General features: G+C 42.7%; 18 protein-coding genes, 2 pseudogenes and 1 other annotated feature. Of the genes and pseudogenes, 18 read left to right on the top strand and 2 right to left on the bottom strand.

The annotated features are described in order from the left end of the window. Positions 1-45 precede the first annotated feature (45 nt). From M1D94_RS07145 to M1D94_RS07155, 3 genes and pseudogenes are all read left to right on the top strand, one after another. Positions 46-467, top strand: a pseudogene (locus M1D94_RS07145) (phage holin family protein). A 43-nt stretch (positions 468-510) separates the two neighbouring features. Next, on the top strand, positions 511-1,326 hold the full coding sequence (locus tag M1D94_RS07150; protein ID WP_095374975.1) for a peptidoglycan recognition protein family protein: 816 nt from the start codon (positions 511-513) through the stop codon (positions 1,324-1,326). A 444-nt stretch (positions 1,327-1,770) separates the two neighbouring features. Continuing rightward, positions 1,771-2,013, top strand: a complete 243-nt coding sequence (locus tag M1D94_RS07155; RefSeq protein ID WP_042975111.1) for a helix-turn-helix domain-containing protein — start codon at positions 1,771-1,773, stop codon at positions 2,011-2,013. 537 nt (positions 2,014-2,550) lie between these two features. Here M1D94_RS07155 and M1D94_RS07160 read toward each other — a convergent pair. Further along, positions 2,551-2,703 carry a hypothetical protein gene (locus M1D94_RS07160; protein ID WP_042975112.1) on the bottom strand — a complete coding sequence of 51 codons (153 nt, stop codon included), beginning with the start codon at positions 2,701-2,703 and terminating at the stop codon, positions 2,551-2,553. 130 nt (positions 2,704-2,833) lie between these two features. Here M1D94_RS07160 and radC point away from each other — a divergent pair. From radC to rpmA, 11 genes and pseudogenes are all read left to right on the top strand, one after another. After that, positions 2,834-3,136, top strand: a pseudogene (radC, locus tag M1D94_RS07165) (RadC family protein); the annotation flags it as partial. Positions 3,137-3,227: 91 nt separating this feature from the next. Next, positions 3,228-4,241: a cell shape-determining protein MreB gene (gene mreB / locus M1D94_RS07170; protein ID WP_003229650.1), complete on the top strand. Its 1,014-nt coding sequence runs from the start codon at positions 3,228-3,230 to the stop codon at positions 4,239-4,241. A gap of 30 nt (positions 4,242-4,271) precedes the next feature. Further along, complete coding sequence (mreC, locus tag M1D94_RS07175) at positions 4,272-5,144, top strand: rod shape-determining protein MreC (protein ID WP_003222609.1); 873 nt, start codon at positions 4,272-4,274, stop codon at positions 5,142-5,144. Continuing rightward, the gene (gene mreD / locus M1D94_RS07180; RefSeq protein WP_004398811.1) at positions 5,141-5,659 is read left to right on the top strand and encodes a rod shape-determining protein MreD; all 519 of its coding nucleotides are present in this window, start codon (positions 5,141-5,143) and stop codon (positions 5,657-5,659) included. The genes mreC and mreD overlap by 4 nt, the downstream gene beginning before the upstream one ends. 52 nt (positions 5,660-5,711) lie before the next feature. Further along, positions 5,712-6,392 carry a septum site-determining protein MinC gene (minC, locus tag M1D94_RS07185; RefSeq protein WP_004398901.1) on the top strand — a complete coding sequence of 227 codons (681 nt, stop codon included), beginning with the start codon at positions 5,712-5,714 and terminating at the stop codon, positions 6,390-6,392. Between the two features lies 1 nt (position 6,393). Continuing rightward, positions 6,394-7,200 (top strand): septum site-determining protein MinD, encoded by an 807-nt coding sequence (gene minD / locus M1D94_RS07190; RefSeq protein WP_042975118.1) that lies wholly within the window; start codon positions 6,394-6,396, stop codon positions 7,198-7,200. 148 nt (positions 7,201-7,348) lie between these two features. Continuing rightward, the gene (spoIVFA, locus tag M1D94_RS07195) at positions 7,349-8,143 is read left to right on the top strand and encodes a stage IV sporulation protein SpoIVFA (protein ID WP_456270474.1); all 795 of its coding nucleotides are present in this window, start codon (positions 7,349-7,351) and stop codon (positions 8,141-8,143) included. Further along, positions 8,136-9,002 (top strand): stage IV sporulation intramembrane metalloprotease SpoIVFB, encoded by an 867-nt coding sequence (gene spoIVFB / locus M1D94_RS07200; protein ID WP_103803775.1) that lies wholly within the window; start codon positions 8,136-8,138, stop codon positions 9,000-9,002. Before spoIVFA ends, spoIVFB begins: the two co-directional genes overlap by 8 nt. 57 nt (positions 9,003-9,059) lie before the next feature. Next, positions 9,060-9,135: a sequence feature (ribosomal protein L21 leader region), on the top strand. A 13-nt stretch (positions 9,136-9,148) separates the two neighbouring features. After that, complete coding sequence (rplU, locus tag M1D94_RS07205; RefSeq protein WP_003229668.1) at positions 9,149-9,457, top strand: 50S ribosomal protein L21; 309 nt, start codon at positions 9,149-9,151, stop codon at positions 9,455-9,457. A 2-nt stretch (positions 9,458-9,459) separates the two neighbouring features. Further along, positions 9,460-9,798, top strand: a complete 339-nt coding sequence (locus M1D94_RS07210) for a ribosomal-processing cysteine protease Prp (protein ID WP_003229669.1) — start codon at positions 9,460-9,462, stop codon at positions 9,796-9,798. A gap of 12 nt (positions 9,799-9,810) precedes the next feature. After that, positions 9,811-10,095 (top strand): 50S ribosomal protein L27, encoded by a 285-nt coding sequence (rpmA, locus tag M1D94_RS07215; RefSeq protein ID WP_003222623.1) that lies wholly within the window; start codon positions 9,811-9,813, stop codon positions 10,093-10,095. 120 nt (positions 10,096-10,215) lie between these two features. On the opposite strand, the gene M1D94_RS07220 is transcribed toward rpmA, so the two are convergent. Continuing rightward, positions 10,216-10,338, bottom strand: a complete 123-nt coding sequence (locus M1D94_RS07220) for a hypothetical protein (protein ID WP_003229671.1) — start codon at positions 10,336-10,338, stop codon at positions 10,216-10,218. Positions 10,339-10,415: 77 nt separating this feature from the next. Between M1D94_RS07220 and spo0B the strand changes: the two genes are divergently transcribed. Genes spo0B through pheA form a run of 4 tightly spaced genes read left to right on the top strand, consistent with a single transcriptional unit; the run spans position 10,416 to position 13,692 of the window. Beyond that, complete coding sequence (spo0B, locus tag M1D94_RS07225) at positions 10,416-10,994, top strand: sporulation initiation phosphotransferase Sop0B (protein WP_004399131.1); 579 nt, start codon at positions 10,416-10,418, stop codon at positions 10,992-10,994. A 33-nt stretch (positions 10,995-11,027) separates the two neighbouring features. Further along, on the top strand, positions 11,028-12,314 hold the full coding sequence (gene obgE / locus M1D94_RS07230; RefSeq protein ID WP_003229675.1) for a GTPase ObgE: 1,287 nt from the start codon (positions 11,028-11,030) through the stop codon (positions 12,312-12,314). 60 nt (positions 12,315-12,374) lie between these two features. Further along, positions 12,375-12,818, top strand: a complete 444-nt coding sequence (gene thrR / locus M1D94_RS07235; protein WP_003222630.1) for a transcriptional regulator ThrR — start codon at positions 12,375-12,377, stop codon at positions 12,816-12,818. 16 nt (positions 12,819-12,834) lie between these two features. Continuing rightward, positions 12,835-13,692: a prephenate dehydratase gene (gene pheA / locus M1D94_RS07240; RefSeq protein WP_014477545.1), complete on the top strand. Its 858-nt coding sequence runs from the start codon at positions 12,835-12,837 to the stop codon at positions 13,690-13,692. Positions 13,693-13,706: the final 14 nt, after the last annotated feature.

A 13,706-nucleotide genomic window follows, 5' to 3' on the forward strand; every position in this document is an offset into this window, starting at 1 on the left:
TAATAGGCGTTTTTATTTTTGCCTCTAAGGAGGTGATAACAAGAAATGGAGGAGACAACGGTGTTTATTAATTTTGAAACATTGGATTTAGCGAGAGTTTATCTGTTTGGGGTGTGAAATATCTTGATTTAATGCTGATATTAAACATCATTGATATCCTTACCGGTGTGGTGAAAGCGTGGAAGTTTAAGGAGCTCCGCAGCCGTAGCGCATGGTTCGGTTATGTGCGTAAGATGCTCAGTTTTCTTGTGGTTATCGTGGCAAACATCATAGATACAATTCTCAATCTGAACGGCGTCCTGACATTTGGGACCGTTCTTTTTTATATCGCGAATGAGGGGCTCTCCATTACGGAGAACCTTGCACAGATCGGCGTTAAGATTCCGGCTGCCATTGTTGATCGGCTTCACGTAATCGAAAATGACAATGAACAAACAAATGAAAAGGATGAACAGGCTGCTGGGTAACCCGGCGGCTTTTTCTATATCAACAATAAAGGAGAGAACACTTATGACAATCACAGTGAAAAAGAATCTTGTATCAGAAGCTAAATACGATTTGAAATGCCCTAATCACATGGACGCTGAATACATCACCATCCACAATACAGCGAATGACGCGTCAGCTGCCAATGAGATCAGCTATATGATCGGGAATACTAGCTCGACAAGCTTTCATTTTGCCGTTGATGACAAAGAGGTTATTCAAGGGCTACCGTTAAATCGTAACGCATGGCACACAGGAGACGGCACAAACGGCACAGGGAACCGTAAGTCTATTGGCGTTGAAATCTGCTACAGCAAGTCAGGAGGCGCTAAATATAAGGCAGCAGAAAAGCTGGCGATTAAGTTTGTGGCGCAGCTGCTCAAAGAGCGAGGCTGGGGTATTGACCGTGTCCGCAAACACCAAGACTGGAACGGCAAGTATTGTCCTCACCGTATTTTGTCAGAGGGTAGATGGAATGAGGTTAAGGCTGCCATTGAAGCAGAATTGAAGTCACTGGGCGGGAAAACAAGCTCAAGCAAAACAAACACAACCAAAAAGACAACAACAAGCTCAAGCAAAAAGAAAACGTCATATGCGCTGCCTTCTGGCATCTATAAAGTGAAAAGTCCAATGATGAAAGGCGCGTCTGTAACACAGATTCAGAAAGCGCTGGCGGCTCTTTATTTCTACCCAGACAAAGGGGCGAAGAATAACGGCATTGACGGCGTGTATGGTCCGAAAACAGCAAACGCGGTCAAACGGTTCCAGCTGATGCACGGGCTTTCTGCAGATGGTATCTACGGACCGAAAACAAAAGCAAAATTAGAAGCCCTACTATAATAGAAAATCCCTCTCTTTTTACCAAGGGAGGGAAATTTTTTTATTATATGTATAGACGTATGTCTACAGATATGCTATAATAAATATATAAGGAGGTGAGGAAATGCTAGACAACATAATAAAAATCCTTCAAATTATCTTCTATGTTGTTTCTATCGGTTGGATTTTTCAGCAGTCCCACGATAGTAACAAGAAAGATAATAAGAAGGATTAACGATTGCAGGGAAGCGAGTGGGAGCTCGCTTCTCAATAACATTATAATCAGTCTAGCATAAAAAATGAAGAAAAACCAAAAGTTCATCTTTTCATTAATTCTTTTGAGTGCGGCAGCGATAGGCGTGCGCTCCTTTTGGACAAACGCATTTACAACGTCTGTAATGGCTATAATTGTAGCATTAACAATTTATGCTGTTCTCAAAGATATGGCTTTAAGGAGAAAATAACATGGAATTTCATTTAAGAGGTCGCCAGGAGGTTGAGGGCTTCGTAAAAACTGAGGTCCTCAGCACTTCCGAAGTTGCCGAGATTTTAGGGGTAAATAAGCAGCGCATGAGTAAGTTGATAAGTGACAAACGCATTGAAGCTGTAAAAAAGATAGGGAATACAAGTTTGTTTTTACGCCAGGATGCGGAGGCTTTAAAAGAAGAACTTGAAGCAAATAAAAAATACCGCCCCCATAATAATTGAGCCCACTCATATGAGCAGGGCTTTTTTACTTATCTAGGAATCACATGGTACTTTTCTCCCCTTTATCTCGAACTGAGGGTTTTTTAATTGTTTTAGAACAAACGTTCTGGTATCTTCTTTTTGAGGTGATAGGTGTGAAAGAGCTGCCAAAAGAGCTACTTGAAGAACTTGAAAGAACTACCTTCCTAATTAATGAAGTTATAGAGATATACGAGCAGCACGAAGGAGAGCCAGCAGAAAAGCCGGCTATCACTTGCCCATCATGCCGTAAAGAATCGACTAATTATGTTTGCGATTGGTATGGTAATAGGCACGTCCATTTCCTTTGTGATTGCGGCTGCCGTGTCCATCAATAAACAAAAGGCCTCTCGTCATACGAAAGGCCTTTTTACTTATGCGCCTACTCTTATTTCACGACCTAAACCCATTCCAATTGCTGGGTCATGGTGTGTACCTACCGGTAACTCACGTTGAATTTTCATCTTAATCACTCCTTCCTATAATGAGAAATACTGCATCTTTCCCAATTCTCCTTTTTTATTTAAATAGATTCCGTAATAGTTTATTTGTTGCTTTACCGGCTGCACGGCGGGCAATACGTTTCCCGAGAGTGCCGTTTTTAGCAGCATTAACATCCCCTAAAATTTTAGCCGACTTGTAGAGCGCTGATCTTATTTTATTAATGTTCATAAGTGCCTCCCTGGTTATTTCTACTTAAATTATAAACCTTTTTTAAAATCTGAAAAATTTTTTTGAAACATTTCGTGCAGCTGTGCGTCTAACATACGTATCCTTAGATATTTTCTGTATTTATGTCTATTTTACATGTTTATACTTAAATACAAAAAATCAAGTCATCCATAAACGCACCGTATTTATCGGAAGCCTGAATTCATCTATTGTCCACCCGCGAGAGGTGTTTAAAGAAGCGTTTAAACGATCTGCCGCTTCCTTTATCTGTGTTCATAATCATCCTTCTGGAGATCCGACGCCGAGCAGGGAAGATATTGAAGTGACAAGACGGCTGTTTGAATGCGGAAACCTGATTGGCATCGAGCTGCTTGACCATTTGGTGATCGGGGATAAAAAATTTGTGAGTTTAAAGGAAAAAGGATATTTGTAACACTTTTTTTTTCGTCGAATTAAGCTATAATAGAGTTTATGAGTTTTTCCCTTTAGGGTATTTTTGCTTTAAGAAAGGAAGATACATACATATGTTTGGAATTGGTGCTAGAGACCTTGGTATAGATCTTGGAACTGCGAATACGCTTGTTTTTGTAAAAGGAAAAGGAATTGTTGTGAGAGAGCCGTCAGTTGTCGCTTTGCAGACGGATACGAAATCGATTGTCGCTGTCGGAAATGATGCGAAAAATATGATTGGACGGACACCGGGCAACGTGGTGGCTCTTCGCCCGATGAAAGACGGCGTTATCGCTGATTATGAAACAACGGCGACGATGATGAAATATTACATCAATCAGGCCATAAAAAATAAAGGCATGTTTGCCAGAAAACCATATGTAATGGTATGTGTCCCATCAGGCATTACAGCTGTTGAAGAACGCGCTGTTATCGATGCGACAAGACAGGCGGGAGCGCGTGACGCGTATCCGATTGAAGAGCCTTTTGCCGCAGCAATCGGAGCCAATTTGCCAGTTTGGGAACCGACTGGAAGCATGGTTGTTGATATCGGGGGCGGTACGACAGAAGTTGCGATTATTTCCCTCGGAGGCATCGTAACGTCTCAGTCAATCCGTGTAGCCGGTGATGAGATGGATGACGCGATTATCAACTACATCAGAAAAACGTACAATCTGATGATCGGTGACCGTACGGCTGAAGCGATTAAAATGGAAATCGGATCCGCAGAAGCTCCTGAAGAATCCGACAACATGGAAATCCGTGGACGCGATTTGCTGACAGGTTTGCCGAAAACAATTGAAATTACAGGAAAAGAGATTTCTAACGCTCTACGCGACACTGTATCTACAATTGTCGAAGCAGTGAAGAGCACACTCGAAAAAACACCGCCTGAGCTTGCAGCAGATATCATGGACAGAGGTATAGTGTTAACCGGCGGCGGAGCGCTTTTGCGCAATTTGGACAAAGTCATCAGCGAAGAAACAAAAATGCCGGTCCTTATCGCCGAAGACCCGCTTGATTGTGTAGCGATCGGAACAGGGAAAGCACTGGAGCACATCCATCTTTTCAAAGGGAAAACTAGATAATCGGGAGTTCAATAGAAGAGGTGTAACACGATGCCGAATAAGCGGTTAATGCTATTACTTCTGTGTATTATCATATTGGTGGCTATGATTGGATTTTCGCTGAAGGGCGGCCGCAATACCACCTGGCCTGAGAAAGTGATCGGCGATACGACGGGAGTATTTCAAAATATTTTTCATACGCCTGCCGAATTTTTTGCAGGAATATTTGAGAACATCAATGATTTAAAAAACACATACAAAGAAAACGAGCGTCTAAGAGAAAAACTTGACGGACAGACACAATATGAAGCCAAGCTTCAAGAGCTTGAAGAAGAAAACAAATCCTTGCGTGACGAGCTTGGCCATGTCAAATCGATTAAAGATTACAAGCCGATTTTAGCAACGGTCATCGCCAGAAGCCCTGATAATTGGGCGAAACAGGTCACCATTAACAAGGGGACTCAGCAAAACGTAGCGAAAGATATGGCCGTTACAAACGAAAAAGGCGCATTAATCGGCAAGATCAAAAGCTCCGGACTTAACAATTTTACGTCTACTGTTCAGCTTTTAAGCGATACTGACCGCAATAACAGAGTCGCGACAAAAATTTCCGGAAAAAAAGGCAGCAAAGGCTACGGCTTGATCGAAGGATATGACAAAGAGAAAAAACGTCTTAAGATGACAATTATTGAGCGTAAGGATAAACAAGACGTGAAAAAAGGCGATCTTATTGAAACATCAGGGACAGGCGGTGTTTTCCCAGAAGGGCTGACAATCGGTGAAGTGACTGATATCGAGTCAGATTCCTATGGATTAACGAAGGTTGCTTATGTAAAACCTGCGGCTGACCTTACAGATTTAAATAATGTGATCGTTGTTAACCGTGACGTGCCGACTGTCGATACAGAGGAGGAAGGATCGTGAAACGTTTCCTTCTCCCTTTCGTTATGATGCTTGTTTTTTCTGCGGAAAGCATTTTTACAGATTTGGTGCATTTTCCTTTCGTTACAGATGACCAAGTGCTCGCCCCGCGTTTTTTGATGCTTGTATTGATATTCATGTCGGCTTTTATCAACCAAAAACACGCGATGATTTACGGATTTATTTTTGGTTTTCTATATGACATGAACTATACAAGTCTATTAGGCGTTTACATGTTTGGTTTTGCAGGGCTATGCTATTTGGCTTCAAAAGCGTTTAAAGTGTTACATACAAACGCATTTGTAGTGATATTGATAGCAGTTCTGGCTGTCTGTCTGCTCGAATTTTACGTATTCGGCATTCAGTCTTTGATTCATAAAGACATTATGACGTTTAACGGATTTGTGCTTGACCGGTTTATACCGACAATTTTATTAAATATTGCAGCAGCTCTTATTCTTGTTCTGCCATTTAGATTGTTTTTTATGAGTCTAAAGAAAGAATTGAGAGATGAGTAAAAAGGATTTTATCTTTTTTTGACGAAATGAGTATGTTGTTGAGGTGAATATTGTGAAGACCAAAAAGCAGCAATATGTAACAATAAAAGGAACAAAGAATGGACTAACATTGCATCTGGATGATGCGTGTTCTTTTGATGAGCTTCTCGATGGTCTTCAGAATATGCTGTCAATTGAACAATATACCGATGGAAAAGGCCAGAAAATCAGCGTTCATGTTAAGCTGGGAAATCGCTTTTTATATAAGGAGCAAGAGGAACAGCTAACCGAATTGATTGCGTCAAAGAAAGATTTGTTTGTTCATTCTATTGACAGTGAAGTCATTACTAAAAAAGAAGCACAGCAGATAAGAGAGGAAGCCGAAATTATTTCTGTTTCAAAAATTGTCCGTTCAGGCCAAGTGCTGCAGGTAAAAGGCGACTTGCTCCTGATCGGTGACGTGAATCCCGGCGGAACAGTCAGGGCCGGAGGGAACATTTTTGTTCTGGGCTCACTGAAAGGAATCGCGCATGCCGGATTTAATGGAAATAATCAAGCGGTCATCGCCGCCTCTGAAATGCTTCCGACACAATTAAGAATCAATCATGTGTTAAATCGCTCCCCAGACCACATTCAAAAAGGGAACGAAATGGAATGTGCTTATTTAGATACAGACGGAAATATGGTCATTGAACGCCTTCAACATTTGGCTCATTTAAGACCTGATCTAACAAGGCTTGAGGGAGGAATGTGAATTGGGTGAGGCTATCGTAATAACTTCGGGAAAAGGCGGAGTAGGTAAGACAACAACATCTGCGAACCTCGGTACCGCCTTAGCCATTTTAGGGAAGCGCGTATGCTTAGTAGATACTGATATAGGACTGCGCAACCTTGATGTTGTAATGGGTCTTGAAAATAGAATTATTTACGATCTGGTAGACGTTGTAGAGGGCAGATGCAAAATGCATCAGGCGCTCGTAAAAGACAAACGTTTCGATGATCTGCTCTATTTAATGCCCGCTGCTCAAACGAGCGATAAGACAGCTGTTGCTCCTGAACAAATTAAAAACATGGTCCGAGAGCTCAAACAGGAATTTGACTATGTCATCATAGACTGTCCTGCCGGAATCGAGCAAGGGTACAAAAATGCCGTTTCCGGAGCTGATAAAGCGATTGTGGTCACTACGCCTGAAATCTCAGCTGTTCGTGATGCTGACCGTATTATAGGGCTGCTGGAGCAAGAGGAAAATGTTGAATCGCCGCGGCTCGTTGTAAACAGAATCAGAAATCACTTGATGAAAAACGGTGACACGATGGATATCGACGAAATCGTACAGCATCTGTCGATCGATTTGCTCGGAATCGTGGCTGATGATGATGAAGTCATTAAAGCTTCCAATCATGGCGAACCGATTGCGATGGACCCTAAAAACCGTGCTTCCATTGCATATCGCAATATTGCCCGCCGCATCTTAGGTGAATCTGTTCCTTTACAGGTGCTTGAAGAGCAAAACAAAGGAATGATGGCTAAGATTAAGTCATTTTTCGGAGTAAGATCTTAATGTGATAGAATCAAAGAGAAGAATCTGACAAAGCATATGCTGTGTCAGGTTTTTTTGTTTTTGCCTGCTTTGTTCTTGACTAAACCGAATATTTGCCATGGACAAGACATATGATGTACAAACCCAACGAATGCAAAGGATGATGGCAATGAGTCACAGAGCAGATGAAATCAGAAAACGATTAGAGAAAAGAAGAAAGCAGCTTTCCGGCTCAAAACGTTTCTCTACTCAGACAGTTTCTGAAAAGCAGAAACCCCCGTCCTGGGTGATGGTAACGGATCAGGAAAAGTATGGAACACTTCCGGTCTACGAAGATAACATGCCAGCATTCAACGGAAAACACCCATTGGTGAAAACAGATTCAATTATCCTGAAATGTCTTCTGTCGGCCTGCCTTGTTCTCGTTTCAGCTATAGCCTATAAAACAAACATTGGACCCGTCAGTCAGATTAAACCCGCCGTAGCCAAAACCTTTGAAACTGAATTTCAATTTGCCTCAGCAAGCCATTGGTTCGAAACCAAATTCGGAAATCCGCTTGCTTTCCTGGCTCCTGAACACAAAAATAAGGAACAGCAAATTGAAGTAGGCAAAGATCTGATCGCGCCTGCATCCGGGAAAGTACAGCAGGATTTTCAGGACAATGGGGAAGGAATTAAAGTCGAAACAAGCAGCGATAAGATTGATAGCGTAAAAGAAGGCTATGTGGTTGAAGTCAGCAAAGACAGCCAGACGGGACTGACGGTTAAGGTGCAGCATGCTGACAACACCTATAGTATCTATGGCGAGCTCAAAGATGTGGATGTTGCTTTATATGATTTTGTGGATAAAGGCAAAAAGCTCGGTTCGATTAAGCTTGATGATCATAATAAAGGGGTCTATTATTTTGCCATGAAAGACGGCGATAAATTTATTGATCCGATTCAGGTGATTACATTTGAATAAATGGCTCGACCTTATCTTAAAGATCCATGTGCATCCTTTTCTTTGGATTATCGCGGCGCTGGGCTTGCTCACAGGCCATATGAAAGCATTATTATGTCTGCTCCTGATTGTATTGATTCATGAGCTGGGGCATGCTGCTCTGGCCGTATTTTTTTCTTGGAGAATCAAGCGTGTTTTTTTGCTGCCGTTTGGGGGAACGGTCGAAGTGGAAGAGCACGGGAATAGGCCGTTAAAGGAAGAGTTTGCGGTCATTATTGCCGGCCCTCTTCAGCACATCTGGCTTCAGTTTGCCGCCTGGATGCTTGCAGAAGTCTCAGTGATTCATCAGCATACCTTTGAACTCTTCACCTTTTATAATCTTTCTATCTTATTTGTCAATTTACTGCCGATCTGGCCGCTGGATGGAGGAAAACTGTTATTTTTGTTGTTTTCCAAACAGCTGCCTTTTCAAAAGGCTCACCGGCTTAATCTAAAAACGTCGCTCTGCTTCTGCCTGTTGCTCGGGTGCTGGGTTTTATTCGTGATTCCTCTGCAAATCAGCGCATGGGTTTTGTTTGTCTTTCTGGCGGTTTCCTTGTTTGAGGAATATCGGCAAAGGCACTATACCCATGTGAGATTTCTCCTCGAAAGGTATTACGGAAAAAACAGGGAGCTTGAGAAACTTCTGCCGCTGACAGTAAAGGCGGAGGATAAAGTCTATCATGTGATGGCCGAGTTCAAACGTGGCTGTAAGCATCCGATTATTATAGAAAAATCAGGCCAAAAGCTCAGCCAGCTTGACGAGAATGAAGTGCTGCACGCTTACTTTGCCGATAAGCGGACGAATTCTTCCATGGAGGAACTGCTTCTGCCCTACTAAAACTGATTGACAAACGCCTTGTATTTTGGTATATTTTTTAATGTTATGGATGTAGCACCATTGCTACAACCGCTCAGTACAGGTGTTAAGAGCTTTTACAGCCCCCTGGTATCTGGCGAGTCTTAGTCTAATAGGAGGTGCAGAGAATGTACGCAATCATTAAAACAGGCGGTAAACAAATCAAAGTTGAAGAAGGCCAAACTGTTTACATCGAAAAACTTGCTGCTGAAGCAGGTGAAACAGTTACTTTTGAAGACGTTTTGTTTGTTGGCGGAGACAACGTGAAAGTCGGCAACCCTACAGTTGAAGGCGCAACAGTAACGGCTAAAGTTGAAAAACAAGGCCGCGCGAAAAAAATCACTGTTTTCAGATACAAACCAAAGAAAAACGTTCATAAAAAACAAGGTCATCGTCAGCCTTACACTAAAGTGACGATCGAAAAAATCAACGCGTAAGCATGATTCAGGCAACAATCAGAAGGTCTCATGATAAAGGCATATTGTCTTTTGAAATGACGGGCCATGCGAATTTTGCTGAACATGGACAAGATCTTGTTTGTGCCGGAGTGACAGCCGTTGTGTTTGGAGCCGTTAACGCGGTCATTGTGCTCGCGGGCTTCGAGCCGCTTCTTGATATAGGGGAGGACGGGGGTTATTTTTATTTTGAATTCCCTGAATCTCTTGATCCAGAGGCACGCCAAAAAGCTCAGCTGCTGATTGAAGGCATGATTGTTTCGCTGGAGACAATCGAACGGGATTACAAAGACAACTTGCGTGTGACCACAAACATAATATAGGAGGTGAGCTACATGCTTAGATTAGATCTTCAGTTTTTCGCTTCTAAAAAAGGAGTAGGTTCTACAAAGAACGGACGTGACTCTGAGGCTAAACGTTTAGGTGCTAAACGTGCTGACGGTCAATTCGTAACAGGCGGTTCTATCCTTTACCGTCAACGCGGAACAAAAATTTACCCAGGTGAAAACGTGGGCCGCGGCGGAGATGACACTCTATTTGCGAAAATCGACGGAACTGTTAAATTCGAACGTTTCGGCCGTGACCGCAAAAAAGTGAGCGTATATCCTGTAGCTCAATAATGATTCAAAAAACTCCGGTCGATGATGACTGGAGTTTTTTTTGCAATATGCGGAGTAAACACCTAGAATGAAATGCAGAGTATGTGCGAGCAGACCCCGCCAAGAATGAGAATAAACATCTCAAACCCACTGGATATGTTCCCCAAGCAGTAATACATAAAATGTTCTGCCTGGCTGCAAATCAACCAAAGCCAGAAAAAAGGAACATGATATTTCTGGGAAAAACAATTGTTTTTCTAACAAAGCCTTCTCTGTTATAATTCATAATACACACTTATACAGACTCCTAAATAAGAAATTAAATGATTGGGAGTGCGAAAATGAAGGATGTTTCAAAAAATCAAGAAGAAAATATAAGCGACACGGCATTAACAAACGAACTGATTCATCTGCTTGGCCATTCCCGGCATGATTGGATGAATAAGCTGCAGCTGATTAAAGGAAACTTAAGCTTACAGAAGTATGACCGTGTCTTTGAAATGATTGAAGAAATGGTTATAGACGCAAAGCACGAATCAAAGCTCTCAAACCTGAAAACACCGCATTTGGCGTTTGATTTTCTTACGTTTAATTGGAAAACCCATTATATGACGCTTGAATATGAAGTTCTCGGAGAAATTAAGGATTTGTCGGCTTATGATCAAAAGCTGGCGAAACTGATGAGAAAGCTGTTTCATCTGTTTGATCAAGCAGTCAGCAGAGAGAGTGAAAATCATTTAACGGTTTCGCTTCAAACGGATCATCCTGACAGACAGCTGATTCTGTACCTTGATTTTCACGGCGCCTTTGCCGATCCATCTGCTTTTGATGATATTCGGCAGAATGGATATGAGGACGTTGATATCATGCGTTTTGAAATCACCAGTCACGAATGTCTGATTGAAATTGGGTTGGACTAGCGGAGTTTTTAACGGTTTAGAACGGAGGACATTATGTTTGTAGATCAGGTCAAAGTATATGTAAAAGGCGGCGACGGCGGCAACGGTATGGTTGCGTTTCGCCGTGAAAAATATGTGCCGAAAGGCGGCCCTGCCGGCGGTGACGGAGGAAAGGGAGGAGACGTCGTTTTTGAAGTAGATGAAGGTCTCCGCACCCTGATGGATTTTAGATACAAAAAACACTTTAAAGCGATTCGCGGCGAGCATGGCATGTCCAAAAACCAGCACGGACGAAATGCTGATGATATGGTCATTAAAGTTCCGCCGGGCACCGTTGTGACAGACGATGATACAAAACAGGTCATCGCTGATTTAACAGAGCACGGACAGCGGGCTGTCATTGCAAGAGGCGGAAGAGGCGGAAGAGGGAATAGCCGCTTTGCTACACCGGCTAATCCCGCGCCTCAGCTTTCAGAAAACGGCGAGCCGGGAAAAGAACGCTACATTGTTCTTGAATTAAAAGTGCTTGCAGATGTCGGACTTGTCGGGTTCCCGAGTGTGGGAAAATCTACTTTGCTGTCTGTTGTCTCATCTGCAAAACCGAAAATTGCGGACTATCACTTTACAACGCTTGTCCCGAATCTCGGCATGGTTGAAACGGATGACGGACGCAGCTTTGTCATGGCCGATTTGCCGGGGCTGATTGAAGGCGCACACCAAGGCGTCGGACTGGGCCACCAGTTTTTGCGCCATATTGAACGGACGAGGGTTATTGTTCACGTCATTGACATGTCAGGCTTAGAAGGCCGCGATCCGTATGAGGATTATCTTACGATTAACCAGGAGCTGAGCGAGTACAATCTGCGTCTCACCGAGCGTCCGCAAATTATCGTTGCAAATAAAATGGACATGCCGGAGGCTGCGGAAAATCTCGAAGCCTTTAAAGAAAAGCTGACGGATGATTATCCGGTATTCCCGATCAGTGCGGTGACAAGAGAAGGTCTGCGTGAGCTTCTGTTTGAGGTTGCCAATCAGCTTGAGAACACACCGGAATTCCCGCTGTATGACGAGGAAGAGCTTACACAAAACCGTGTCATGTACACGATGGAAAATGAAGAAGTGCCATTTAACATTACACGCGATCCAGACGGTGTATTTGTGCTTTCAGGAGACAGCCTTGAGCGGTTATTCAAGATGACTGATTTCTCACGTGATGAATCGGTTAAACGGTTTGCAAGACAGATGCGCGGAATGGGTGTTGATGAAGCACTCAGAGAACGCGGAGCCAAGGATGGAGATATAATCAGGCTTCTGGAATTTGAATTTGAATTTATTGATTAATGAATGTTGGCTGAAAAGAGAGCCTGGTGTCAGGCTCTCTATTTTAAAGGGGGGATGCAAATGAAAGAGGAGACATTTTATCTTGTCCGTGAAGATGTATTGCCCGATGCAATGAGAAAAACATTAGAAGTCAAAAAGCTGCTTGATCGAAAAAAAGCAGATTCAGTAGCAGATGCCGTTCAAAAGGTCGATTTAAGCAGAAGTGCGTTTTATAAATACAGGGATGCTGTTTTTCCATTCTACACCATGGTAAAAGAACAAATTATCACACTTTTCTTTCATTTGGAGGATAGGTCAGGTGCGTTATCTCAGCTTCTTCAGGCGGTAGCTGATTCTGGAAGCAACGTTCTTTCCATTCACCAGACCATTCCGCTTCAAGGCAGAGCAAATGTGACACTGTCTATCAGTACGTCGGCAATGGAAGAAGACATTCATACATTAATGAATAAGCTCAGGAAGTTTGATTTTGTAGAAAAGGTTGAAATATTAGGTTCAGGTGCATAAGGGAGAGAAAATCGTCATGAAAGTCGGTTATTTAGGTCCAGCAGCTACATTTACACATCTAGCAGTCAGTTCTTGTTTTCAAAACGGCGCCGAACATGTTGCTTACCGCACCATTCCGGAGTGTATAGATGCAGCCGTTGCAGGCGAAGTTGATTTTGCTTTTGTTCCTTTGGAAAATGCATTAGAAGGATCTGTTAATCTAACAATAGACTATTTAATACATGAACAGCCCTTGCCAATCGTGGGTGAAATGACGTTGCCGATTCATCAGCACTTGCTCGTCCATCCCTCTAGAGAGAATGCATGGAAAGAGCTCGACAAAATTTACTCACATTCACACGCGATTGCGCAATGCCATAAATTTCTTCATCGACATTTTCCTTCCGTTCCATATGAATACGCCAATTCTACCGGGGCGGCAGCAAAGTTTGTCAGTGACCATCCCGAGCTGAATATCGGGGTCATTGCCAATGATATGGCAGCTTCTACATACGAATTAAAAATCGTGAAACGGGATATACAGGATTATAGGGACAATCATACAAGATTTGTTATCCTGTCTCCTGATGAAAACATATCTTTTGAAGTGAATTCAAAATTGAGTTCTAGGCCCAAAACGACCTTAATGGTCATGCTGCCGCAGGATGATCAGTCCGGGGCGCTGCATAGAGTGCTGTCTGCATTTTCTTGGAGAAATTTAAACTTGTCAAAAATTGAGTCACGTCCGACTAAAACCGGATTAGGCCATTATTTCTTTATTATTGATATTGAAAAAGCGTTTGATGATGTATTGATTCCAGGGGCCATGCAGGAGCTTGAAGCGCTCGGCTGCAAAGTGAAGCTCCTGGGTGCATACCAGTCTTACCAATTATAAAAAAGCCCTCTAGA

It is taken from the genome of Bacillus sp. JZ109, from assembly GCF_053903135.1.

What these genes read in the sequence shown, in the direction of transcription:
- spo0B (WP_004399131.1), top strand. Translation starts at nt 10,416, where the DNA reads ATGAAGGATGTTTCAAAAAATCAAGAAGAAAATATAAGCGACACGGCA.
- M1D94_RS07155 (WP_042975111.1), top strand. Translation starts at nt 1,771, where the DNA reads ATGGAATTTCATTTAAGAGGTCGCCAGGAGGTTGAGGGCTTCGTAAAA.
- M1D94_RS07160 (WP_042975112.1), bottom strand. Translation starts at nt 2,703, where the DNA reads ATGAACATTAATAAAATAAGATCAGCGCTCTACAAGTCGGCTAAAATT.
- M1D94_RS07210 (WP_003229669.1), top strand. Translation starts at nt 9,460, where the DNA reads ATGATTCAGGCAACAATCAGAAGGTCTCATGATAAAGGCATATTGTCT.
- mreC (WP_003222609.1), top strand. Translation starts at nt 4,272, where the DNA reads ATGCCGAATAAGCGGTTAATGCTATTACTTCTGTGTATTATCATATTG.
- rplU (WP_003229668.1), top strand. Translation starts at nt 9,149, where the DNA reads ATGTACGCAATCATTAAAACAGGCGGTAAACAAATCAAAGTTGAAGAA.
- pheA (WP_014477545.1), top strand. Translation starts at nt 12,835, where the DNA reads ATGAAAGTCGGTTATTTAGGTCCAGCAGCTACATTTACACATCTAGCA.
- thrR (WP_003222630.1), top strand. Translation starts at nt 12,375, where the DNA reads ATGAAAGAGGAGACATTTTATCTTGTCCGTGAAGATGTATTGCCCGAT.
- spoIVFA (WP_456270474.1), top strand. Translation starts at nt 7,349, where the DNA reads ATGAGTCACAGAGCAGATGAAATCAGAAAACGATTAGAGAAAAGAAGA.
- rpmA (WP_003222623.1), top strand. Translation starts at nt 9,811, where the DNA reads ATGCTTAGATTAGATCTTCAGTTTTTCGCTTCTAAAAAAGGAGTAGGT.
- obgE (WP_003229675.1), top strand. Translation starts at nt 11,028, where the DNA reads ATGTTTGTAGATCAGGTCAAAGTATATGTAAAAGGCGGCGACGGCGGC.
- M1D94_RS07150 (WP_095374975.1), top strand. Translation starts at nt 511, where the DNA reads ATGACAATCACAGTGAAAAAGAATCTTGTATCAGAAGCTAAATACGAT.
- mreB (WP_003229650.1), top strand. Translation starts at nt 3,228, where the DNA reads ATGTTTGGAATTGGTGCTAGAGACCTTGGTATAGATCTTGGAACTGCG.